The organism is Paenibacillus chitinolyticus, assembly GCF_045038035.1.
In the GTDB taxonomy this organism is placed as follows: Bacteria; Bacillota; Bacilli; order Paenibacillales; family NBRC-103111; genus Paenibacillus_F; species Paenibacillus_F chitinolyticus_A.
This window is the reverse complement of record NZ_CP173427.1, coordinates 2,220,419-2,242,429: the sequence shown is the minus strand read 5'-3', so window position 1 is coordinate 2,242,429 and position 22,011 is coordinate 2,220,419. Positions and strand designations below refer to the sequence as shown.

22 protein-coding genes are annotated in these 22,011 nt (G+C 54.9%); 3 read left to right on the top strand and 19 right to left on the bottom strand.

The genetic code is table 11. The features are described from left to right. Nucleotides 1-3 precede the first annotated feature (3 nt). The 3 genes from ACI48J_RS10310 to ACI48J_RS10300 all read right to left on the bottom strand — a co-directional run bounded on the left by ACI48J_RS10310 (nucleotide 4) and on the right by ACI48J_RS10300 (nucleotide 2,382). Nucleotides 4-1,047 (bottom strand): LacI family DNA-binding transcriptional regulator, encoded by a 1,044-nt coding sequence (locus ACI48J_RS10310; RefSeq protein WP_405082658.1) that lies wholly within the window; start codon nucleotides 1,045-1,047, stop codon nucleotides 4-6. A gap of 267 nt (nucleotides 1,048-1,314) precedes the next feature. Then, a complete protein-coding gene (locus tag ACI48J_RS10305) occupies nucleotides 1,315-1,818 on the bottom strand; it encodes a metallophosphoesterase family protein (protein ID WP_009672688.1) in 504 nt (167 codons plus the stop codon). Nucleotides 1,819-1,851: 33 nt separating this feature from the next. Beyond that, on the bottom strand, nucleotides 1,852-2,382 hold the full coding sequence (locus tag ACI48J_RS10300) for an MOSC domain-containing protein (protein ID WP_405083202.1): 531 nt from the start codon (nucleotides 2,380-2,382) through the stop codon (nucleotides 1,852-1,854). Between the two features lie 291 nt (nucleotides 2,383-2,673). Here ACI48J_RS10300 and ACI48J_RS10295 point away from each other — a divergent pair, with 291 nt between their 5' ends. Then, entirely contained in the window at nucleotides 2,674-4,866 is a 2,193-nt protein-coding gene (locus ACI48J_RS10295; protein WP_405082657.1) for a HelD family protein, read from the top strand. 149 nt (nucleotides 4,867-5,015) lie between these two features. On the opposite strand, the gene ACI48J_RS10290 is transcribed toward ACI48J_RS10295, so the two are convergent. The 5 genes from ACI48J_RS10290 to ACI48J_RS10270 all read right to left on the bottom strand — a co-directional run bounded on the left by ACI48J_RS10290 (nucleotide 5,016) and on the right by ACI48J_RS10270 (nucleotide 9,143). Further along, complete coding sequence (locus tag ACI48J_RS10290; protein WP_009672769.1) at nucleotides 5,016-5,864, bottom strand: DegV family protein; 849 nt, start codon at nucleotides 5,862-5,864, stop codon at nucleotides 5,016-5,018. 15 nt (nucleotides 5,865-5,879) lie between these two features. Beyond that, nucleotides 5,880-6,728: a DegV family protein gene (locus tag ACI48J_RS10285; protein WP_405082656.1), complete on the bottom strand. Its 849-nt coding sequence runs from the start codon at nucleotides 6,726-6,728 to the stop codon at nucleotides 5,880-5,882. 47 nt (nucleotides 6,729-6,775) lie between these two features. Then, nucleotides 6,776-7,498: an amino acid ABC transporter ATP-binding protein gene (locus ACI48J_RS10280; RefSeq protein WP_405082655.1), complete on the bottom strand. Its 723-nt coding sequence runs from the start codon at nucleotides 7,496-7,498 to the stop codon at nucleotides 6,776-6,778. Then, on the bottom strand, nucleotides 7,491-8,180 hold the full coding sequence (locus ACI48J_RS10275) for an amino acid ABC transporter permease (protein WP_326055131.1): 690 nt from the start codon (nucleotides 8,178-8,180) through the stop codon (nucleotides 7,491-7,493). Before ACI48J_RS10275 ends, ACI48J_RS10280 begins: the two co-directional genes overlap by 8 nt. Before the next feature lie 147 nt (nucleotides 8,181-8,327). Beyond that, nucleotides 8,328-9,143, bottom strand: a complete 816-nt coding sequence (locus tag ACI48J_RS10270) for a transporter substrate-binding domain-containing protein (protein WP_326055134.1) — start codon at nucleotides 9,141-9,143, stop codon at nucleotides 8,328-8,330. A 324-nt stretch (nucleotides 9,144-9,467) separates the two neighbouring features. Between ACI48J_RS10270 and ACI48J_RS10265 the strand changes: the two genes are divergently transcribed. Further along, entirely contained in the window at nucleotides 9,468-10,103 is a 636-nt protein-coding gene (locus ACI48J_RS10265; RefSeq protein WP_405082654.1) for a hemolysin III family protein, read from the top strand. Between the two features lie 28 nt (nucleotides 10,104-10,131). On the opposite strand, the gene ACI48J_RS10260 is transcribed toward ACI48J_RS10265, so the two are convergent. After that, a complete protein-coding gene (locus ACI48J_RS10260) occupies nucleotides 10,132-10,794 on the bottom strand; it encodes a GDSL-type esterase/lipase family protein (RefSeq protein WP_405082653.1) in 663 nt (220 codons plus the stop codon). 70 nt (nucleotides 10,795-10,864) lie between these two features. Then, nucleotides 10,865-11,176, bottom strand: a complete 312-nt coding sequence (locus ACI48J_RS10255) for a hypothetical protein (RefSeq protein WP_326055138.1) — start codon at nucleotides 11,174-11,176, stop codon at nucleotides 10,865-10,867. 224 nt (nucleotides 11,177-11,400) lie between these two features. Here ACI48J_RS10255 and ACI48J_RS10250 point away from each other — a divergent pair, with 224 nt between their 5' ends. Continuing rightward, nucleotides 11,401-12,573 carry a M20 family metallopeptidase gene (locus ACI48J_RS10250; RefSeq protein ID WP_326055139.1) on the top strand — a complete coding sequence of 391 codons (1,173 nt, stop codon included), beginning with the start codon at nucleotides 11,401-11,403 and terminating at the stop codon, nucleotides 12,571-12,573. Nucleotides 12,574-12,707: 134 nt separating this feature from the next. Here ACI48J_RS10250 and ACI48J_RS10245 read toward each other — a convergent pair whose 3' ends face one another. The 9 genes from ACI48J_RS10245 to ACI48J_RS10205 all read right to left on the bottom strand — a co-directional run bounded on the left by ACI48J_RS10245 (nucleotide 12,708) and on the right by ACI48J_RS10205 (nucleotide 21,897). Next, complete coding sequence (locus ACI48J_RS10245) at nucleotides 12,708-13,361, bottom strand: amino acid ABC transporter permease (protein WP_326055140.1); 654 nt, start codon at nucleotides 13,359-13,361, stop codon at nucleotides 12,708-12,710. Nucleotides 13,362-13,416: 55 nt separating this feature from the next. After that, entirely contained in the window at nucleotides 13,417-14,073 is a 657-nt protein-coding gene (locus tag ACI48J_RS10240) for an amino acid ABC transporter permease (protein WP_326055142.1), read from the bottom strand. Between the two features lie 78 nt (nucleotides 14,074-14,151). Continuing rightward, entirely contained in the window at nucleotides 14,152-15,015 is an 864-nt protein-coding gene (locus ACI48J_RS10235) for a transporter substrate-binding domain-containing protein (protein WP_326055144.1), read from the bottom strand. Between the two features lie 60 nt (nucleotides 15,016-15,075). Further along, nucleotides 15,076-15,804: an amino acid ABC transporter ATP-binding protein gene (locus tag ACI48J_RS10230; RefSeq protein WP_405082652.1), complete on the bottom strand. Its 729-nt coding sequence runs from the start codon at nucleotides 15,802-15,804 to the stop codon at nucleotides 15,076-15,078. A 305-nt stretch (nucleotides 15,805-16,109) separates the two neighbouring features. Beyond that, nucleotides 16,110-17,096, bottom strand: coding sequence for a DMT family transporter (locus ACI48J_RS10225; RefSeq protein WP_326055147.1), 987 nt, complete (start codon nucleotides 17,094-17,096; stop codon nucleotides 16,110-16,112). Between the two features lie 264 nt (nucleotides 17,097-17,360). After that, nucleotides 17,361-17,702 (bottom strand): bacillithiol system redox-active protein YtxJ, encoded by a 342-nt coding sequence (ytxJ, locus tag ACI48J_RS10220; RefSeq protein WP_326055148.1) that lies wholly within the window; start codon nucleotides 17,700-17,702, stop codon nucleotides 17,361-17,363. 174 nt (nucleotides 17,703-17,876) lie between these two features. Continuing rightward, complete coding sequence (locus tag ACI48J_RS10215; RefSeq protein ID WP_326055150.1) at nucleotides 17,877-18,290, bottom strand: PaaI family thioesterase; 414 nt, start codon at nucleotides 18,288-18,290, stop codon at nucleotides 17,877-17,879. Nucleotides 18,291-18,396: 106 nt separating this feature from the next. After that, nucleotides 18,397-20,085 (bottom strand): long-chain-fatty-acid--CoA ligase, encoded by a 1,689-nt coding sequence (locus ACI48J_RS10210; RefSeq protein ID WP_405082651.1) that lies wholly within the window; start codon nucleotides 20,083-20,085, stop codon nucleotides 18,397-18,399. 30 nt (nucleotides 20,086-20,115) lie between these two features. Further along, the gene (locus ACI48J_RS10205; RefSeq protein ID WP_326055153.1) at nucleotides 20,116-21,897 is read right to left on the bottom strand and encodes an acyl-CoA dehydrogenase family protein; all 1,782 of its coding nucleotides are present in this window, start codon (nucleotides 21,895-21,897) and stop codon (nucleotides 20,116-20,118) included. Between the last annotated feature and the right edge of the window lie 114 nt (nucleotides 21,898-22,011).

Sequence of the window (22,011 nt, the reverse complement as noted above, 5' to 3'; positions counted from 1 at the left end):
GGCCTATTCCTCTTTCTGAATGGAGTTGGGTTGGAAACGCCGGGCGGTGCTCTGGCGGCGTTTAAGTTCAACGGGCAGCGTAACCGAAAGCTCGGCCGGAACGCTTCCGCGGATCATACTGAGAATGCGGCGTATCGCCGTCTTCCCCTTGGTGCCGATATCCTGCCGGATCGTGGTCAGGGAGGGCGTCAGAAAGCCCGCGTAGTCGATATCGTCGTATCCCATGACGGAGAGATCGTCGGGAATGCGTACGCCGAGCTCTTGCAGCCCTTTCATCAGCCCGATTGCCGCCACATCGGAAAAAGCGAATACGGCGGTGACCTTCGGGCTGAGCATGTAAACCTGCTGGGCGCTGTGATAGCCGCCGAGCAGAGAGACCGGCGTCTCGACGAGCAAAGCGCGGTCCGCTTCGATGCCGCTCTCCTCCAGCGCCCGGGTATGACCGAGCCAGCGTTCTTCATAGACGCCCGAAGTGACGATGTCGCCCGCGATGACGGCAATCCGCTCATGCCCGAGCGAAAGCAGGTGCTTCGTCCCGAGGTAACCGCCCATCCGGTCGTTCATGTTGACGACCTGAAGGTTCTCCCCTCCGGCGAGGTAGCAGTCCAGATACACGCACGGAACGTCGAGCTGGGCGATGCGCCCCAGCAGCGGCGAATCGCCGGTTATCCCGATAGCGATAATGCCGTCGAGCTGCCGCTCCTGCACAAACGTGAGCGGGTCCTCTTCCGTCACGCCCGAAACGATCACATGCAGGCGTTCTTCCCTCGCTTCCGCTTCGACGGCCATTACGAGCTGCCAGTAAAACGGGTTGTCTTCGAGCCGTCCCCTCTCGCCGGTCGGGACTAGAATCCCGATGAGCTGGGAGCGCCTTTCTTTCAGAAAACGGGCCGCCGTGCTGGGCGCATAATCGTGCCGGTCGATAACCTGGAGCACTCTCTTGGCGGTTTCACCGGAGACTCTTCCGGTGCCGTTCATCACGTTGGATACGGTCGCGATGGATACGCCTGCCAACGCCGCAATATCTTTAATCGTTATTTTGTTCATCGTTCCCCCAAATCGGCCGATTTGTCAGAAAATTGATTAATCGTTTTACAACTAAAAGTAAAGTAGATCTTGCTTTGTATTTCTTACGAAATGATTGTACTCCGGAATGTTTTGATAGATCAATGATTAAACGTTTCATCCTATTTAACCATCCGGTTTAAGATACCCGGTTTCCGCAAAAAAAAGACAGCCGCATCTTCCGCAGCCGTCCTTATTTTCCTATCCGTTTGTCATGCTCCCTGCCGTTCAATCACACTAACTGCCCGGCTATTCCCGGGAATCGAAAAAAATGTGCCTCGCTTCGGTTTTTTCCCCGTCCGTCTCGATCAACCCGAACGAAAACCGGGGCTGCCAGCGCTTGTCCCAAGGCGAGCCGGGGTTAAAAAGAAGCAGGCCGTCGATCCGCTCCGAGTACGGAATATGCGAATGGCCGAACACGATCACATCCGGATTGTCGTCCTGAAAAGTGAACAGGGCGCGCTGCTCGGTCGATCTTCCCCGGCCGCGGTCCCCGTGGACGAGCCCGATGGTGAGCCCGCCGGCCTCGATCAGCTTGCTGTATCCGAATCTGTTTACGATGTCCGGACCGTCATTGTTCCCTGCGACGGATTCCACGGGGGCGATCTTCTCCACCCACCCGATAATTTCCGGGCTGGTCCAGTCTCCTGCGTGAAGAATGAGATCGACCCCCTCCAGACCCTTCAGAACGGCGTCGGGCAGCTTGCCTGCCTTCGGTCTCATATGCGTATCGGACAATACTCCTATTTTCATGCGCAAAACTCCTTTCAAACGGCAAGTATCAGCTTACAATTCGTCCGGAAAAAGAATCCTTACCTCGTCCCCGGCGGAAACGATGCCGGGTCTTTCGACCGAAGCCACGATTCCTCTGCGGTTCCAGGCGGCTTTGACGAACTTGCCCGCAAGCTTGGGATTCCCCGTCTGCTCGGCGATCACCTTACCCGGATGGACGCACGGTTCGTTCTCTCCTTCGCACACGAGTCCCGCTCCGCTCGGAAACAAAATTCTCGTTCCCCGTGGCAGTGCGGTCAGACGTTCCAGCCCCTTGAGCGCCATGTTCGCTCCCAGCCACTCGGGCGCGACGCGTTCAATGCCGAGAGCGGCCGCAATCTCTTCGCATTCCTCCTCGGACACGATGCTGATCTGCCTCCGGTTCATGATTTCGGCTCCCCGCGGATACATCGGCTGACGTACGTCGGCCTTGCTTATGAGACCGAAATGCCGGTCTCCGGCCAATCCCCCGAACTGCAGCTCGGCCCAATCGAGATGACGCGTAATAAACGTCCCGGACTTGTCCGCAATAAGAAGGCCGGTCATGACGGCCTGTTGTTCGTTTCCTTTTTTCACGGCAGCTCACTCCAGGTTCGGTTAGGAGAACTTAAACTTCATCCTAGATGATGCGGTTCTCTGAAAATATGCAGTCATTATACCACAAGGATGATCCTGCCAGAAACTCGGGGCTTACCGCCTTCGGCTGTCCGTTTTCTTTCCCTTCAGCATAGACCGCGCCGAGACTTGACCGCCATGCCCGGTGTTGTTGCCATTGTTTGCCGGATATGATATATTGTTTCTTCATGCTCAAAATCTGATCTTAGGGGGTAACTGATCTTGGATAAGAATCAAAGTGCCTATCAAGAGGAACAAAACCGGCTGGACGCCATCCTGGCGGACGTCAACCGGAGACTCGCGGAGCTGCAGGCCGTTCCCGTATACCGGGGGCCGGATTTCACGGAACAGGCGCTGGAAGCCGTACGCGAAAGCAGCCGGCAGTCGCTTGCCTTGGCATCGGACGAACCTTATTTCGGCCGTCTCGACTTTCAATCTGAAAACGCTGCCGGCAAGTCCGCTTTATACATCGGCAAGTTCGGCGTCGACGACGAGAACGGCGGAGAACCTCACGTCATTGACTGGCGGGCGCCGGTGGCCAGCATGTTTTATTCCTATACGGGCGGGGACGAGAAAGCGTCGTACGAATCTCCCGACGGCCTTGTCGAAGGTCTGGTGTATTTAAAAAGAAACCTGGTCATCCGCAAGCGGATTCTCCAGCGGGTCGTCGATACATACGAGCGGGACAGCGATCTTCTGTCCGGAGCGGGCGGAGACGAGTTTTTGCTGTACCGGCTCGGCGAGAACAAAGACAATAAGCTGCGCGATATCGTCTCCACGATCCAGGCGGAGCAGGATAAAATTATACGTTCGGCCAAAAACTCGGCCCTTATTATCCAGGGCGTCGCGGGAAGCGGCAAGACGACCGTCGCTCTCCACCGTCTCGCTTTTCTGCTCTATCAATACCGCGACCAGGTTAAAGCGGAAAATATGATGATTTTCGCACCGAACTCCATGTTTCTCGATTACATATCCGGGGTTCTCCCGGAGCTCGGCGTCGGACATATCCGGCAGAGCACGTTTGCGGATTGGGCCATTGAGCTGACCGGACTTTCCTTCGCGCTGGAAAATCCCGCCGACGAAAGTGCCGTCTGGTTTGCCCTCGGTTCCAAGCGCCCGCCGCTGAACGACGACGTTTCCGGCCGCTGGAAAGGCTCCGTCGCCTTCAGGAGCTTCCTGGAAAGCTGCTTTGACGGCTACGCGCGGACCTGTCTTCCGCAGGAACCGTTTCACCCTTGGGACGGGAAAACGCTCCCGGCCGAAACGATCGGCGTCTGGTACAACGAAGAATACAAACATCTCCCTCCCGCCAAGCGCAGAGAGCGGGTCGTCGCCCGTATCAAACGATGGATAACGATGGAACTGGACAAAGTGTGGGACGCCAAGCAGAAAAAAGAACGGAAAACCAAATCGACCCAGCGGCTGAAAGCATACCTGAAAGGCTGGCCGGAGCTCGATGCGCTGTCGTTCTATAAAGCCGTGTTCGATCCCAAAGCCGGGCCCGTCTGGATGACGGAAGAACTGCGCGGCCGGATTCCCGAAGCCGTGGCGAAAGATACGCTGGCCTCCTTCCGCCGCAAGAAGGTGCGCCACGAGGATCTTCCGGCGCTCGTCTTTATCCATGCCTCCCTGCACGGCATTGAAGGCTCGGAGCGGTTCGACCACGTGGTCATCGACGAAGCGCAGGACGCTTCGCCTTTCCAGATTGCCGTGCTCGACCAATACACCCGGCAGCATTCCTTCACGATACTGGGCGACCTGTCCCAGGGGATCCACGCCTACCGTGGAACGCAGGACTGGGCCGAGCTCACATCGCTTTTCGGGGAAGACGAAACCGCATATTTCGAACTGGAGCGGAGCTACCGCTCCACGATGGAAATTATCCGTTTCGCGAACCACGTCCTCTCCGCCGGAGTCGGAGCCGGTCTCCTGGCCGTTCCCGTATTCCGGTCCGGCGAACGGGTCAAGGTGCTCCGGGTAGAGAAGGAGCGGGAAAGCGCCTTCCTCCGCGATGCGGTCGAGCGGCTTCTCCGCCGGAACTACGATACGGTGGCGGTTATCACGCGCACCGAGGAAGACGCCGTGCGGCTGCACGCGCAGCTTGGAGAGCTGGGCCTTGCGGCCAGCAGAATCACCGCGGACCAGAAGCAGTACGCCGGCGGGATCTCGGTCGTGCCCGTCTACCTGACGAAAGGGCTCGAGTTCGACGCCGCCATCTTGACGGATGCGGACCCGCTCCGCTACGGGGCCGACGCTCAGGACGCCAAGCTGCTCTACGTGGGCTGTACCCGCGCCCTGCACGATTTGTGGGTGCTCTACGACGGCGAGCCTTCCCCGCTCGTGAACGTCGACGATCCCGAGATTGTCACACGGGAGCTTCCCGTGGAAGAAAGCGCGGACCGGCAGGCAGAATAACGCATCCACGCATACGCGCACAAAAAAAGGCTGTCTACCGGTCCAGCGGACCGGCAGACAGCCTTTTGTATGTCCATGCCTGTATGTGTGCACCGGTCAGCCGGCCGAAACTGCTCGCACCATCGGCCGGGAGCGGCTGTTATCAGCCGTTAGCAGCTGATAAGGATGCCGCCCTCTCCCGCGTAGGTGCCGATAACCGGCCCCATCTCGGTTATGACGACCTGACCGAACGGGAACAGCCGGAGCAGCTGATCTCTCACGTCCCGGGCGCGGTCCTCGCAGTTGCTGTGCGCAATGCCGAGAATGCACCGCTCCAGATCGTGGCGGGTTTCGCTCACCTTCTCGCTTACCCGTTCGATCAGACGCTTGATCGCATTCTGGGTCCCGCGCACTTTCTCGAAAGGCTCCAGGGTGCCTTCTTCGCTCGCTTTCATGATCTGCTTGATGTTCAGCACGGAAGCCACAGCTCCGCGGACGCGGTCGAGGCGGCCTCCTTTTATGACATTTTCAAGCGTGTCCAGGAAAAAATACGTATGATGGCTTTTGATTTCTTCCTTCATCCGGGCCACCAGCTCTTCAAACGGCAAGCCTTCTTTCGCGAGCTTGGCCGCTTTTACGGCAAGAAGACCTTGTCCCAGAGAAGCCGTGCGGGAATCCAGCACTTCGATCCGGCCTGTATAGCCGTCCTCCATAAGTTGTTCCCTTGCCATGAGGGCATGATGATAGGTACTGCTGAGATTAGACGAAACAGAGACTACCAGAATGTCACTTTGTGAAGCCTTGCGGTACTCTTCCATAAAAGTATGCGGGGCGGGACTCGCGGTCTGAGGAAGCTTGGGCTCCTGCCTCATCAGCTCATAGAATAAAGTCCTGCTCATGTCTGAAGTCATTTCCTTGTCGCCGAAACGGACGAGCAGGGGAACGACTGTGATGTCTAATTCCCGGGCCAGCTCCTGAGGCAAATCGGAAGTTCCATCCGTAATAATCTTGATCGTCAAGAAGTACCCTCATTTCTAAGATTTAATAAATACGATGCCCACTGTCTGAGGACCGCAATGACTGGAAATCACACATCCGGTTTCCGTAATCTCAATCCGTTTGACACCCGTTTCCTGCAGAAGGCGGGCACGTACAAGCTCCGCTTCCTCCTGCGCCATGGAATGCGTGACGAACAGGACATCCGGGTCCATCTCGTGCTTGAAGGCCAGCGCGTTGTCCACCAGCTGTTCCAGCGCTTTCTCCCTCTTACCACGCACTTTGGAAGTTAGAATCATGGAACCGTCCTTGACTTGCACGACCGGGCGGATTTTGAGCAGGCTTCCGAAAAAAGCCTGTAAGCTTGTACAACGGCCGCCTTTATGCAAATAATCCAGCGTATCGATAATGAATTCCGTGCTCACCTTCGGAATGAACGATTTTACCATGGCTTCGATCTCCGCCGCACTGCGTCCCTGCTTGGCCGCTTCCACGGCTTTGCAGATCAGAATGCCGATGCCGGTAGCCAGGTTGCGGGAATCGATAACGGTTATCCGTCCTTCCGGAAAGAGGTCGGACGTTAACACGGCATTCTGATAAGTCGAAGAAACTTCGGAAGAAAGCCCGATATAGACGATATCGAAGCCCTGTTCGATATGAGGCCGGAACGCTTTCTCGAAGTCCGCCGGCGACGGAGCCGCCGTCTTGGGCAGCTTGCCCGACTGTTCGACTTTCCGGTACAGGACTTCCGGTGTGATGTCCACCCCGTCCCGGTAAGAATCGTCGCCGAAGACGACATAAAGGGGAACGACGCCAATTTCGTTTTCCTTCAAATAGTGCGGATTTAAATCATTCGTGCTGTCCGTAAACATTTTAATGGGCGCCACGAGACTTCCTCCCTGCTCTGCAGTAACAATTTCGCGTTCGATCTCGCTTACAGCACCTTACCCAGGAATTCCTTCGTCCGGGCATGCTGCGGGTTCGAGAACACTTCTTCCGGCCTGCCCTGTTCGACGATGACGCCCCCGTCCATGAAGACGACGCGGTCGCCTACTTCGCGGGCAAATCCCATTTCATGCGTGACGACGACCATGGTCATGCCGTCTTTCGCCAGCTTTTTCATGACGTCAAGCACCTCGCCGACCATCTCGGGATCTAGCGCGGAGGTAGGCTCGTCGAACAGCATGACGTCGGGGGACATCGCAAGCGCGCGCGCGATCGCGATCCGCTGCTTCTGCCCTCCGGACAACTGGGCCGGATAAGCGTCGGCTTTTTCCGCCAATCCTACTTTACGGAGCAGATCGGCTGCGGTTTCACTCGCCTGGCTCGCCGACATTTTTTTCAGCTTGCGCGGAGCAAGCGTAATGTTATCTTTTACCGACAGATGGGGGAACAGGTTGAACTGCTGGAACACCATGCCCATCTTCTGCCGGACGGAATTGATATCCGTTTTCTTGTTCGTAATGGAAATACCCTCGAAGAGGATTTCGCCGTCGGTCGGCACTTCCAGCAGGTTGAGACAGCGCAGGAACGTGCTTTTGCCCGAGCCGGAAGGCCCGATGACAACGACGACCTCGCCTTTTTCGATCTCGATGTCGATTCCGTTCAGCACGTTTAACTTACCGAAATGTTTGTGAAGATTCGTGATTTTAAGCATTCGACTTCGTCAGCCTCCTTTCGAGCATTCCGACGAGCTTGGACAGCGTCAGGGTGATGATCAGATAAATAAAAGCGGCGATGATCAGCGGCTCGAACGGAAGCGACAGGCTTCCTTTGACCGTGTCCGCGTTGAACATCAGTTCGTTGAGGCCGATGACCGAGACGATCGACGTTTCCTTGATGACGACGACCAGCTCGTTACCGAGCGCCGGAAGTACGGTGCGGAACGCCTGCGGAATCACGACGAGACGCATCGCCATCCACGGCTTCATTCCGAGGGAACGGGCCGCTTCCATCTGTCCCTTGTCCACGGACTGGATGCCCGCGCGCATAATTTCAGCCACATAGGCCGTACTGTTAAGTCCGAGCGTAATGACGGCTGCGGTAAATTCTCCGCCGTACTCTTCCAGAAACGGGAACGGAGGGAAATGAAAGTCCGGGATAAACTGCGGCAGCGCATAATACACGAGGAAAATTTGAATAATGATCGGAGTTCCCCGGAAAAACTCGATATACGCGGTAGCCAGCCACCGGAGCGGCCAAATTCCCGACAAACGGAGCAAGCTCATCCCTGTTCCGAAAATAGCGCCTAAAATGACCGTAATCACGGACAGAAGAAGCGTGACCTTCGTTCCGTCCACAAAATAATGCCCGTATTCGTTTAAAAATGAAAAATTCATGGGCTGCTAACTCCTCCTTAAGTGCGGATGGACACCGCTAATTATACAATTTCTATACACCCTGTGACCATCCCTGAAAAAAGAAAATAGCGGAGGGTTCTCCGCTATCTCACATTTATTGCAGTTACCGGTCCGATAACCCTGAGCTTACTCGGCTTCCACCTGGTTGGAGGCTTCGGTTACGAACTGCTCGATCTTCTTCTCCGCGATCAGACGGTCGATCGTCTTGTTTACCAGATCGATCTTATCCTGGCTGCCTTTCTTGAAAGCAACCGCGGAACCGGCTTCTTCAACAGTCGGTGTCGCTTCGGCGATCACGATGCTCTTGTCGCGGTTTACGTGGGAAGTCGCAACCGGAAGCTCGATAATCGCGGCGTCGGCATTTTTGTTTTTCAGCTCAAGCACGATGTCGGTAATTTTGCTTAGTGTTTTGATTTTGGCGTCCTTGATTTGTTCTTTGGCTACCGTTTCTTGAATGGAAGCTTTCTGTACGACGATCCGTTTGCCTGTCAGGCTGTCCATCGTCTTGTACTTGTCTTTGTCTTCCGCGCGGACCACGATCATCTGCTTGGCGGTGTAATACGTTTTGGAGAAATCAACATTCTTCTTGCGCTCTTCGGTAGGCGTCATTCCGGAAAGGATCATATCCACGTTGCCGGATTGAAGCGCAGGCAGCAGGCCGTCGAACTTCATGTCTTTGATTTCAAGCTCGGCTCCCATGTCTTTCGCGATTTCTTTGGCGATCATGATGTCGAAACCGATAATTTCGTCTTTGCCGTTCGTCGATTTGTGGAATTCATACGGCGGGTAATCCGCGCTCGTCCCCAGAATAAGCTTCTTGGCAGGTGCCGTTGTCTGGGCGCCGCCGGACGCGTCTTTCGGTGCTTCGGTTTTTTTGCCGCATGCAGCTATGAGGCTCATAGTCAGTACAAGGGCGATAAGTGTCAGTCCCCATTTTTTCATGTCGTGTGCTCCTTTATGCAAAGTGGTTTATTAACGAAGGGTCAATTCGAAAAAGAACATGCTTTAGTATACCGAAATCGTTTCTTTTATGCAAGATGCTTTATTAAAATGCTTTATCGGCCGCATGTAGGGCAATAAACCTGTATATTTATGCAGATTCTGAGTCTTCAGGTTTACCCGGAAAGGCCCGTTGGTTAAAAGTTCCATCTAAATTGGCACAAAAACGGGTAATAACGTTGAAGGGCTTTGTCGAGGAAATGCGTCTAAGTGTACAGAAGCCAGTAAATTGGGCACACAGTCCCGGATAGCATGGAGGAATTACCTATGGAATATTCACCGCGCGAAGAAGTCGCGAACGCCGTTTCGCACGGAATCGGCACCCTGCTCAGCATCGCCGCTCTGGTCCTTCTTCTCATGCAGGCGACCACATACGGAAACACTTGGCATATCGTCAGCTTTAGCATTTTCGGCACTTCCCTGATTCTGCTTTATCTGTGCTCCACGCTCGTTCACAGCGCTCCGGGAGGAAAGCTGAAAGACATTTTCGAAATCATGGACCATTCCGCTATCTATGTACTGATCGCCGGCTCCTACACCCCCTTTATGCTCGTTACGCTGCGGGGAGTGCTGGGATGGACTCTGCTCGGCATCGTATGGGGGCTCGCCCTTCTCGGAATCGTGCTCAAAATTTTCTTCGTCAAAAGATTTATCGTCCTCTCGACGGTCTGTTACATCGGCATGGGCTGGCTGATCGTCCTGGCTTTTAAACCCCTGACCGAGCAATTATCGGCGAACGGCATCATTTGGCTCGTCGCGGGCGGACTGCTCTACACGGTCGGAACGGTGTTCTATCTGTGGCGGCGCATTCCCTACCACCATGCGATCTGGCATTCGTTCGTCATCGGAGGCAGCGTCTGTCACTTCTTCGCTGTGATGCAGGTCCTGCCTGTCCCCGCGTAAACCGAAAAAAAACAGTGAAGCGGCCGCTTCACTGTTTTTTAATGCCCGCGCCTTCCGCAAGGGAAGTGAGCGGGACGCTCTGAGCGATGCATTCCGCTATCCGCTTGTACCCTTCCGCATTCGGGTGAAAAAGATCGTCGGAAATCAGGCGGCTCTCCGCTCCCTTGAAAGCCGGATACACGTCCACGTACCGGACCGTGCGCGACTGGAGCCTCACCATCTGCTGGTTGAACCGCTTGATCCAGAACTGCGCCTCCGGCAGCATGGAAATCGGATTGTACAATCCGACGAGAATCACCAGCGGCGACTTGCCGTCCGGAGTCTGAAGCTGAGTATAGCGCACGATCTGGCGCAGGTTGCCCCCGAACGTGCGCAGGCTGCGCTTCAGCACGCCCGTATCGCGGCTGTTCAGATACGGCATGGCCGAGCGGATGAGGTCGTTCCCTCCGGCCGTAATCGTCACGATATCGGCGGTCGCCAGCCCCCGCCGCAAATCGCCCTCGTTGCGCAAGAACTGCAGCAGCTCGCCCGATGTGGCGCCGTTCGTGCCGGCATTGCGCAGAACTACGCCGCGTCCCAGCGCCGCTTCTGCCATGCCGCGGTATCTTGCGGTGAAGCCTTCCCGCGTCGGATCGCCCGTACCGACGGTCAGCGAATCTCCGAACGCGATGTAGCGTAATGCTCTTCCCATGGCGGCCCCTCCTGTCGCTTACGTCTATAAGACAGTATATTCCGGAGCCGGCCTGCCGGTCTCTACTTTTCTACCGCAATAGGAGAGAATCCATTTCCGCCGAGCCATGCTCTTCGAGAAAACGGGCAATTTTCTCTTTTTCGCCCGGGGTAAACTGGTATTCGCAGTCGCAACCTTCATCCAGCAGGATGATCTGCACGATCGCTCCTCCGAGATTACAGATGACGTACACGCTGGGATCGTGCAGTTCTTCCGGCAAGGTTTCTCCTTCTTCCGGGTGAAGCTCCAGATGAACGTCCAGCCACTGCCCTCTGCGCTCGACTTCTTCGAAGGCCAGCGTAAAGCGGTGATCCTGCCAGTTATCCGATCCGTATTTATTCATAAACATCCTCCTCCTGGGCTATGTAAACATCTTCGCCGAATGAAATTTCCCTTCGGAAGATGCAGTAATTGCAGTAAACGCGGACTTTGCGCTATCCGAGCTTTATTGTAACGCAAAGGAGCCGGAAGTGGTAGCGGGTTCGAGTTTGTATTACAATGGACTTACATCCGAAAGATAACGACGGGGCACCGCCCCTACCAATTACATACATAAGGAGAAGCGCCATGAAGGAACGTATCTTTAATACCATCGATTTCCACACGCAGGAGTTTCAAGCGATTTCAACTTATATCGGGCAAAATCCCGAGCTCGGCCATGAAGAATTTCTGGCCTGCGCCCGGCTGATCGAAGAGCTCGAGCGGCACGATTTCACGGTGGAACGGGCCGTGCTCGACATTCCGACCGCTTTCCTCGGCGTGTACGACTCGGGCAAGCCCGGGCCGACTGTCGCCTTCCTGGCGGAATACGACGCTCTCCCCGAGCTGGGCCATGCCTGCGGTCATCATCTCATCTGCATGATGAGCATCGGCGCGGCCATCGGGCTTAAATCCGTCATCGACGAGACGGGAGGCGTTATCCGCGTCTACGGCACGCCTGCCGAGGAAACCAAAGGGGCGAAAGTTCCCATGGCGGCCGCGGGGCTGTTCGATGACGTGGACTTCGCTCTGATGGCGCATCCTTATTATACGTATGAGCGATCAGGCGAATCCCTTGCGCTGGATGCCATCCAGTTCGAATACTTCGGCAAGGCGGCCCACGCAGCCGCTTCCCCTTACGAGGGCGTGAACGCTCTGGACGCCGTGCTCATGCTGTTCAATTCCGTCAATGCGCTGCGCCAGCAGCTCCGCAGCGATGTGCGCATTCACGGGATTATCACGGAAGGCGGTCAGGCCGCGAACATTATTCCCGACTACGCCGTCGCCCAGTTCTATGTCCGCTCCTCTTCCCGCGCGTACACGAACGAAGTCGCGGCGAAGGTGCTGAAATGCGCGGAAGGGGCCGCTTTGCAGACCGGCTGCACCCTCACCACATCGAACTACGAATACTCGTATGACGAGCTGAACACGAACGAGACGCTGTCCGCTGTGTTCAACCGCAACCTGGCTTCCGTAGGCATTACCGAAGAGATGATTCAGACGGGCAAGGACCACGGCTCCCTCGACCTCGGGAACGTCTCTCTTCACTGCCCGACGATTCACCCGTATATGAAGGTCATTGAAGAGAAGCACCTGCTTCACACGCCTGAGTTCCGCGATCTCGCGATGCGGCAGCGGGCACTGGACGGCATGATTCTGGCCGCCAAAATGCTCGCGGCCACCGCCTACGACGTGATCACGGACCCGGCGCTGCTGGCCGAGATCAAAGCCGAATTCGAGCGCACACGTTCGGCGCGTTAAGCTCCGACAGTTCGTCCGCCTGCACACCTAAGAACCCGCTGTAAACCGGTCCGGGACCGGTACAGCGGGTTCTTTGCCGTCCGGCAGGAACCGGAACTATGCGAGGCATGGAGCCTCATAAGGCATGTGCGTCGTCACGTCCTTTTCAGCTCGAAGCGCTGAGCGAACAGCGAGATGCAGTAGTTGACGACGAAGTACATCAACGCGGCGAGCAGGAAAATCGGAACGATGAACTTCTGGGAAGAACCGTTGATGATCTGCGCGTTGTGCATAAGCTCCGGCGCCGCAATGATAACGGTAAGCGACGTGTCCTTCAGCAGTGAAATAAACTGGCTGACGATTGGCGGAATCATCCGGCGCACCGCTTGCGGGAACACGATGTGCCAAAGCGTCTGCACATAGGTTAAACCCGAGGAACGTGCCGCCTCAATCTGTCCCTTGTCGATGGAGTTAAGTCCACCGCGGATGATTTCGGCGATCATGGCCGATTCGAAAATCGTCAAGGAAATGATCGCAGACGTCAGAATGCTCATTTCTATCCCCGTCACTTCCGGCACGGCGAAATAAACGAAGAAAATGATGAGCAGCAGCGGCAGGTTCCGGATCATTTCGACCAGAATCACCATGAGCTGGCTGAGCACGGGGATTTTCGCATAACGGATGACCCCGACCAGACTGCCGATGACAAAACTTAAAATAATGGCGATAACGGCCATTTCCAGCGTAACAAGAAAACCTTTGAGCAAAAACATCAGATTATCCGCGCTGTAAGCACCTGAAAAATCCATTCCGACACCCCACTTTGACATTCACCGGATCGGATCTTGTCCAGTCCGGAACCGATTAGGCACGCGCCATTCTTCTTTCGAGATACTGCACCAGCAGACTGAGCGGTATCGTCAGGATCAGATAGAAAAGCGCGACCCCGATATACACATTAAACGTATCAAGCGTATCGGAATTGATCAGATCCCCGAAATACATAAGATCCATACCCGCGATAACCCCAAGAATGGAAGAGTTCTTGATCAAATTCAGAAACTGGTTGCCGAGAGGCGGGATCACAATCTTGATCGCCTGGGGAAGAACGACGTGAATCATCGTCTGCCCGTAGGAAAGACCCGAGGAACGAGCCGCCTCCGACTGGCCCGCGGGAACGGCCAGAATGCCGGCCCGGATCGCCTCCGCAATAAACGCGGACGTGTAAATCGTCAGGCCGATCGTTCCGGCGGTAAACCCGTCCAGGGACAGGCCGAATTCGGACGATCCATAATAAAAGAAGAAAATAATCAGCAGCAGCGGAATGTTCCGCACGAATTCCACATAGACCGCACTGATCGCCCGCAGCGCCTTAAAGGGCGAAATCCGAAGGACGGCCACCAGCGTCCCCAGCACAAAGCTGAGCACGAGCGAAAGCAGACTGACCATCACGGTATTGCCGAATCCTTCGATATATCTGTCCCAATTCTCTGTAATTACGCTTAAATCCACCGGCAGCACCCCGATCTGTTCCTTCTGATAACTTATCCTGGAAGAAAACGGGACAAGCGGCCGGCTAGCCGCCTATCCCGCTCCGTTTTACTCGGCCGGTTTCTCGCCGATCCATTTCTCGTAAATCTTCGCGTATTCACCGCTGTCCTTCAGTTCTTTCAGAACGTCGTTGACCGCTTTCGTAAACTCGGCGTCGCCTTTGCGGACCGCGATGCCGTACGGCTCATCCGTGAACGTGCCGCCTACGACTTCATAGCCCGTGTCCTGCTTCGTCATGCCGTAGAGAATGGCGTTATCCGTCGTCAAAGCTTCCCCTTTGCCGGATTTCAGAGCCGTGAACGCTTCCTGGTAGTTTTCAAACTCCAGCACTTGCGCGTCCGGGGCTTTGGCACGGATATTTTTCGCGGAAGTGGAGCCTTTTACGGCCAGGACTTTAACGCCCTTCTTCTTCACCACGTCGTCGATGGACTTGATGTCGCTGCCTTTTTTAACGAGCAGAGATTGGCCGGCCTTGAAATAGACGTCGGTGAAATCCACTTCTTTCTTGCGCTCTTCCGAAATCGTCATCGTTGCGATGATGGCGTCGATATCTCCTTTTTGGAGCATCGGAATCCGCGTCTTGGAAGTCACTTCTTTCAGTTCCACTTTCGTTTCGTCGCCGAGCAGCTTTTTGGCGATCGCTTTGGCGATGTCGATATCGAAACCGTTGACTTGGCCGGTTCCCGGATCTTTCAAACCGAACAGGTTTGTATCGAATTTGACGCCGACTACGAATTTGCCGCGCTGCTTGATCGCATCGAGCGTTTTCGTTTCGGTTGTCGGTGCGCTTGATCCCCCAGGGGTCGATCCGCCTGTCGATCCGCCCGAATCTTTGGCTTTGCCGCAGGCGCCGAGCACCAGAATAAAGGTAAGCAGAATCATGCCGATTTTAAAAGGCTTCCAAACTTTCATAAGTAGACCCCTTCCTTTTCTCGCTTCTGTATTGGGTTAAACCGTATATCCCTTAATCAGTTAATGCGCAAGCAGACGGCTCAAGAACAATTTGGCCCGTTCTTCCCGCGGATTCTCGAAAAATTGTTTCGGAAGCGCTTCCTCGACGATTTGGCCCTGGTCCATAAAAACGACCCTGTCCGCCACTTCACGCGCAAAGCCCATTTCGTGGGTTACGACGACCATCGTCATCCCTTCCTTTGCCAGCGTCTTCATCACGTCGAGAACTTCTCCGATCATCTCGGGGTCGAGCGCGGAAGTCGGCTCATCGAACAGCATGATGTTCGGCTCCATGGCAAGTCCGCGGGCAATCGCCACGCGCTGCTGCTGCCCTCCGGAAAGCTGAGATGGAAAAGATTGCGCTTTATCCGGGATTCCTACCTTTTCCAAATAAAGCATCGCGCGCTTCTCCGCTTCGGTTTTGGAGAGCCCCAGCACCTTAATGGGAGCCAGCGTGATGTTGTCGATGACTTTTTTGTGAGGATACAGATTGAAATGCTGGAAAACCATGCCGATTTCCCGCCGGAGCTTGTTGATGTCGGTTTTCTTGTCGTTCACCCGAACGCCTTCTACCGTCAGCTCCCCCTGCTGGATCGTTTCCAGCCGGTTAATGCAGCGCAGCATCGTGCTTTTACCCGATCCCGAAGGACCGATGACGACGACGACTTCGCCTTTTTTCACTTCGAGGTTGATGTTCTGCAGCACGTGAAATGATCCATAATACTTGTCGACATTCGTAAAATTAATCATGGCATCCCCCTCTTTGTCAGCATGGCGTCCTTCTTCTAATGTAGGAACCGATAGGAACGCCTAACATTACCCGCTATTTTTATATGGGTAGTTTGCTATTCATTATACTAATTTTACAAATTTGAAACAGCTGGATTCTCCAAATTTAGGAACTTTTATAAGAAATCTTTATGACCAAAACAAGATCAAAATGACCTAAATTCGGTTTTATACGAAAAAAAGCCCCTTTGTAGGGACTTTCGGTTACGCACTGGCGTATTTTTATACCTTTTTTTTCAATTCTATTAAGCAGGAATCGTGATCGTTCAGCTGTCGGTCAGAGAAGGCCGGGAAGAGCCCGTCCGTTCCTCCGGCATTTCAGGCAGGGGCGCGGGCACGGCGGGAGTCGCCACCATTTCGTCCTTCCCCTTCCTGCCCTGACTGCGAATAAACAGCCAGATGCCGAACAGCAGCAGGCAGCCCGCTCCGATCTGGATGCCGGTTATCGCTTCGCCGAGCAGGAAGAATGCGAGCACCGTCGAGCCGAGCGGCTCACCGAGTACGCTCATGGATACGGTCGCGGCCTTCACATATTTCAGCAGCCAATTGAAGAGGTAGTGGCCGAACATCGTCGGCACGATAGCGAGCAGCAGGAACATCAGCCAGTCCTTCTGCGAATAGCCCGTAAGGGGCGTGCCCTGCACCAGATTGTAGACGCCGAGAGCGGCGGCGGCCGCCAGGAAGACGAAGAAGCTGTAGACGAATGCGGACATGGATTGCCGCATCGTTTTGCCGAGCAGCATATGAACGGCAACGGCCGCGGCGCTGACGATGGACAACAGATCGCCTTTCAGGGCTTCCCCGGAGAACCGGAAGTCCCCCCAGCCGATCATGGCGGCCCCGATCATCGCGATCAGCATGCCGATCACCGTGCCCCAGCTGTTCTTCTGGCGGAACAGCCAGTACGCCCCGATCATCACGAAGATCGGTTCCAGCGTAAGCAGCGCCGTTGAAGAAGCGACGGTCGTATAGCTGAGAGACGCCATCCAGAGCAGAAAATGCAGGGCCAGGAATAAGCCTGAGCCGACCAGGCCGAACACCGACTTCCAGCGGATCGCTTTGATCTCGGCCGTGTATTTGAACAGAAACGGCAGCATAATCAGATTGGTCAGCAGCAGGCGGTACATGGCGGTCACGGCCACGGGAGCCTCGCTCCAGCGGACGAAAATGGCAGAGAAAGAGATGCCGATAATGCCGACGATAAATGCGAGAGGCACCGGAATCAAAGGTTTGTCGTTCGATTGTGTCGTCATGATTTCTGTGTTCCTTTACCAAGGGTCAATTTATGTACTCGGATCAGTATACCTGATTTGCAAAAGAAGGGCTATCCTTCGGAGCAAAAAAAATAACCTGAGCCCGCCGGGGCAAAGGTTATGAAAAAAAGATCCGACGGACGGCTACTTTCCACGATACCCGTCCGTAAGACCAGTATAGCGTACACCACTTCGTATATATACGTGTATATATTACCAGTCTGACTAAATAGGCAGATACATCCGCACTTCCATTTGATCCGGTTAGTCCAATACGGCGGAAATGTGCTTGGACGTTACCGACCAGTGGGAAGTGTTCCATTCCGCAAACTTGTCCTTCACGTAAATAATTTGCGGGGAAGCGTGCTTCACGCCGACATCCTCGGCGATTTTATTGGAGACCGGACGGGATTCGATTACCTTGACGAGGTAGTAGTTTACCTTCTCGTTCGGGTTCTTGCCCAAATATTCGTCGAATTCTTCCAGTGCGCTGGCGCTGACCGGGCAAGTTGTGCTGTGCTTAAGCATGACGAAAGGCTTCTCCGCGGATTGATCGAAAATCTCGTTCCATTGTTCCAATGTAGTGACTTCAGTCCAATTTGCCATGTTGATTTCGCTCCCTTCCATACTTCCTGTTTATAAGGATTATAAACAGTATAATGAATGTTTCAATTGTACACAACCGGATCCCGCTTCCGCAAACGGCCGGTGCTCCTCCGTTTATGCAAAAAACCCGAAGAGATCGCCTCTTCAGGTTCTTTTACAACTAAATCCGCTCTCTCAGATTACCCGGAAGGTTCCGGTTCCTAAGGTGCCCAGACGTCCTTCCGCATCCGTGACCCGGCCGATGGCCGTCAGCATTTTCCGCGACTGGTGGACAATTTCCGCCGTCACGTACAATTCGCCGGGCTGCATGGGCGCGACGAACTGCACATTCAGATTCGTCGTTACGATTTTGTCGTCGGGTCTCGCCAGCATGAGCACGACACCCATGGCGTTATCCAGCATGGAAGAGGTGACTCCCCCATGAACAATTCCGATCAGATTGAGATGATGCTGCTGGGCGACAAGCCGGACCACGACTTTGTCCGCGGCGGCCTCCACGATCTCACAGCCGAGATACTCCCAAAACGTGTTTCGGGCACGTTCCATCAGATGCTGAAACTGCGGGCTGACTGCATTCTTTGGTTCCATCGGGTTCCCTCCCTTCTCTATTAGCGCCATTATACCGGGATGTTCCGGAAAGAAAAAGCCCCGCTGCGGGGCTTTAGCGATGGAGCGGGCCGGAAAAGCGGTTCCCTTATTCCTTCGCGGCGGAAATTTGCTGGAGTTCTTCCTCAAGCAGTCTGCGGCGCAGAACTTTGCCGACCATCGTTTTCGGAAGCTGTGTGCGGAATTCGTACCGGCGCGGAACCTTGAAAGCCGCCAGACGTTCCCGGCACCACGTATTGAGTTCCTGTTCCGTAAGGATTTCTCCTTCCCTTGCGATAACGAAGGCTTTCACAGTCTCTCCCCGATAAGGGTCCGGTATTCCGATCACGACCGCCTCCTTGACGGACGGATGTTCGAAAAGAACTTCTTCGATTTCCCGCGGATAAATATTGAAACCGCCTGCGATAATGATATCTTTTTTCCGGTCCACGATCGAAAAATAGCCTTCCTCGTCCACGCGGGCCATGTCTCCGGTATAGAGCCAGCCATTCTTGAGCACCGCCTCCGATTCATGCGGACGGTTCCAGTACCCTTTCATGACCTGCGGTCCCTTCACGACCAGCTCGCCGATTTCGCCGATTCCCGCCTCCTCTCCGGTTGCGGGGTCCACGACTTTAGCCTCCGTATCCGGAAACGGAATGCCGATCGAGCCGGTCTTCCTTCTTCCCCAGATGGGATTCGCGTGCGTCACCGGAGACGCTTCCGTTAAGCCGTAGCCTTCGATCAGGCGTCCGCCCGTAAGCTCTTCGAATCTTTCCTGCACTTCCAGAGGCAGCGGAGCGGACCCGCTGATGCACACATTAATGGAAGACAAATCGTACGACCGGATGTCGGGATGATTAATAAGGGCGATATACATGGTCGGCGCGCCCGGGAATACCGTCGGTTTCAGCTTTGAAATGAGGCTCAGGATTTCGCCCACTTCAAACTTCGGCACAAGTACCATCATGCCGCTGCGGACGACCGCCTGATTCATGAGCACGGTCATGCCGAACACATGAAAAAAAGGAAGCGCTGCCAAATAGATTTCCTGCCCGTCTGCCGCCCTATAGAACCAATACTTCGTCTGCAGCGTGTTGGCGATGAGGTTCATGTGCGTGAGCATGACGCCCTTGGAAAGCCCTGTCGTTCCCCCGGTATATTGGAGCAGCGCCACATCCTCGGCCGCATTCACTTCCTCCATGACGGGTATCGCCGAAGACGCGTCAAGCAAGGTGCGGAAGGAACGGACGGACTCGCTCCACGGAACGCTCAGATCCGCCCCGTCCCGCTTCGCTTTGATCGGGTACAGGATATTTTTCGGAAAGGGCAGATAGTCTTTTAAAGAAGAAACGATGATGTGCCTCAGGTGTGTTCTCGGCATAACCGCGGCGACTCTTCGGTACAGCAGATCCAGGGTAACGATCGCGACGGCACCGGAATCGAGAAGCTGATGCTCCAGCTCCCGCTCCATATAAAGCGGGTTCGTCTGGACCACCACTGCGCCGGCAAGCAGGGCACCGTAATAGGCGATGACGCTCTGGGGGCAGTTGGGCAGCATAATCGCCACCCGCTCCCCTTTCTTGACGCCGAGCTGCCTCAGTCCGTTCGCGAACCGGTAGCACGCCTCCATCAGCTGGCCGTACTTGATTTTCTTGCCCATAAAATAAAGGGCGGGCAGCTCCGGGTTTTTCCCGGCCGCCTGCACCAGGAAGTACGCTAAATTGTGCCTGGGATACTCGTAAGTCGAGGCGACTTCACTTTCGTAGTGATGCAGCCATGGCTTAGCCGAATCCATACAAGATCATCCCTTTCGCGGGCCATATCGTCAGATGACGTATTTCTCAGCAGCTATGACACGAGCCGCAATTTCGCGCTTCAGTCCGACCGCATCGACCGGTGTGCTGCGCGTGAGCTTCTTCAGAACGGAGAGCTGAGTGCGCAGCACGTCGCCGGTTTCCATGGCGGCCAGCGTATCCTTGGCGAGACGCTCGATCTCGGCAAACGCTTCCTGAACGAAGACGTCCGTCATTTGGATCGCGTTCTTCGCTTTCTCTTCGCCGGATTTCGCGATGAGCTTGCGCGTACGCACCAGCGTCGTTTCCATGGCGTAAATCTGAATCATCATGTCCGCGAGGTTGCTGAGCACTTCCTGCTGCTTCTCCAGGTTCATGCCGTATTTCTGTACGGCGGAGCCGCCCGCCATCAGGAATACTTTTTTCGCCATAGCGGTCAGATGGGCTGCCTGCTCCAGCGTTTCGTCGAAGGTCTGGCCCGGAATAAGCTGCATCAGCTCGGACTGCAGAGCCTGCGCTTTGCCCATGAGATCAAGCTCGCCCTTCATCGCTTTCTTGAGCAGCGTTCCCGGAATGAGAAGGCGGTTGATTTCGTTCGTTCCTTCAAAAATCCGGTTGATCCGCGAATCCCGGTAAATCCGTTCGATTTTATACTCTTGAATAAAGCCGTAACCCCCATGAATCTGTACGCCTTCATCGGCCACGAAATCAAGCGCTTCCGATGCGAACACCTTGTTAATGGAGCATTCCAGCGCATACTCGGCGATCGCTTTGGCGGACTGCTGTCCCGCTTCCGCGCTATTGTGGTCGAGATTCTGAAGCGCCGTGTCGATCATGCCGGATGTGCGGTACACAATGCTTTCCGTTACATACGTGAGGATATTCATTTCCGCTAGTTTCTTGCCGATCAGCGGGAAGGAAGAAATCGGCTGCCCGAACTGCGTACGGGTATTGGCGTATTTGGCGCTGAGCTCGATGGCTTCCTTGCTGGCGCCGAGGCAGCCCGCTCCAAGCTTGAATCGACCAATGTTCAAAATGTTAAATGCGATAATATGGCCGCGTCCGACCTCCCCGAGCAGGTTTTCGACCGGCACATGCACATCTTCAAAATAGAGCGGGCATGTGGACGAGCCTTTGATGCCCATTTTTTTCTCCTCCGGTCCGACGGAGAACCCTTTCAGATCGCGTTCCACGATAAAGGCGGTAAAATCTTTGCCGTCCACCTTGGCGTACACGATAAAAATATCCGCGAAGCCCGCGTTGGTGATATACAGCTTAGAACCGTTCAAAATATAATGCCGTCCGTCATCCGACAGCTTTGCCGTCGTTTTCGCGCCCAGCGCATCCGAACCGGAAGTAGGCTCCGTCAGGCAGTAGGCCGCGATTTTTTCGCCCGTGGCAAGCTCGGGCAAATACTTCCGCTTCTGCTCCGGCGTACCGAAGAAGACGATCGGCAGGGTACCGATTCCGACGTGGGCGCCGATGGATAAGGCAAAGGCGGACGCTTTGGACAAGTTTTCGTTAATGACGGTCGAGCTGATTTTATCGAGCCCGAGTCCGCCGTATTCCTCCGGCACATCCGCGCCCAGCAGACCGATTTCTCCGGCTTTGCGCATCAGTTTGACGGTCAGCTCGTAGTCGAGCTTCTCAATTTCTTCGTCTCTCGGCAGCACTTCTCCTTCTACGAAGTCGCGGGTCGTCTCCATCATCATTCGCTGTTCTTCGGTGAAATCCTCCGGGGTTACGAGAGCGTTTACATCCAAATCTTCGATTACAAAACTTCCGCCTTTGGTCAACTTTCTCGTTTCAATCATATACAATCTCTCCTTTTATGGATTCATATGCGAAGATAAGCTTGCTTTATTTCCGGTTTCCGCCGCCTCCGGCTGACCGGTGGATGGTTCGGTTAACCCTCGCAAGGACGAAGC

Excerpts from the sequence above, each read along its gene's own strand:
- ACI48J_RS10310 (WP_405082658.1), bottom strand. The coding sequence starts at position 1,047 with ATGAACAAAATAACGATTAAAGATATTGCGGCGTTGGCAGGCGTATCC.
- ACI48J_RS10305 (WP_009672688.1), bottom strand. The coding sequence starts at position 1,818 with ATGAAAATAGGAGTATTGTCCGATACGCATATGAGACCGAAGGCAGGC.
- ACI48J_RS10300 (WP_405083202.1), bottom strand. The coding sequence starts at position 2,382 with ATGACCGGCCTTCTTATTGCGGACAAGTCCGGGACGTTTATTACGCGT.
- ACI48J_RS10280 (WP_405082655.1), bottom strand. The coding sequence starts at position 7,498 with ATGCTTAAAATCACGAATCTTCACAAACATTTCGGTAAGTTAAACGTG.
- ACI48J_RS10275 (WP_326055131.1), bottom strand. The coding sequence starts at position 8,180 with ATGAATTTTTCATTTTTAAACGAATACGGGCATTATTTTGTGGACGGA.
- ACI48J_RS10270 (WP_326055134.1), bottom strand. The coding sequence starts at position 9,143 with ATGAAAAAATGGGGACTGACACTTATCGCCCTTGTACTGACTATGAGC.
- ACI48J_RS10265 (WP_405082654.1), top strand. The coding sequence starts at position 9,468 with ATGGAATATTCACCGCGCGAAGAAGTCGCGAACGCCGTTTCGCACGGA.
- ACI48J_RS10260 (WP_405082653.1), bottom strand. The coding sequence starts at position 10,794 with ATGGGAAGAGCATTACGCTACATCGCGTTCGGAGATTCGCTGACCGTC.
- ACI48J_RS10255 (WP_326055138.1), bottom strand. The coding sequence starts at position 11,176 with ATGAATAAATACGGATCGGATAACTGGCAGGATCACCGCTTTACGCTG.
- ACI48J_RS10250 (WP_326055139.1), top strand. The coding sequence starts at position 11,401 with ATGAAGGAACGTATCTTTAATACCATCGATTTCCACACGCAGGAGTTT.
- ACI48J_RS10245 (WP_326055140.1), bottom strand. The coding sequence starts at position 13,361 with ATGGATTTTTCAGGTGCTTACAGCGCGGATAATCTGATGTTTTTGCTC.
- ACI48J_RS10235 (WP_326055144.1), bottom strand. The coding sequence starts at position 15,015 with ATGAAAGTTTGGAAGCCTTTTAAAATCGGCATGATTCTGCTTACCTTT.
- ACI48J_RS10230 (WP_405082652.1), bottom strand. The coding sequence starts at position 15,804 with ATGATTAATTTTACGAATGTCGACAAGTATTATGGATCATTTCACGTG.
- ACI48J_RS10225 (WP_326055147.1), bottom strand. The coding sequence starts at position 17,096 with ATGACGACACAATCGAACGACAAACCTTTGATTCCGGTGCCTCTCGCA.
- ytxJ (WP_326055148.1), bottom strand. The coding sequence starts at position 17,702 with ATGGCAAATTGGACTGAAGTCACTACATTGGAACAATGGAACGAGATT.
- ACI48J_RS10215 (WP_326055150.1), bottom strand. The coding sequence starts at position 18,290 with ATGGAACCAAAGAATGCAGTCAGCCCGCAGTTTCAGCATCTGATGGAA.
- ACI48J_RS10210 (WP_405082651.1), bottom strand. The coding sequence starts at position 20,085 with ATGGATTCGGCTAAGCCATGGCTGCATCACTACGAAAGTGAAGTCGCC.
- ACI48J_RS10205 (WP_326055153.1), bottom strand. The coding sequence starts at position 21,897 with ATGATTGAAACGAGAAAGTTGACCAAAGGCGGAAGTTTTGTAATCGAA.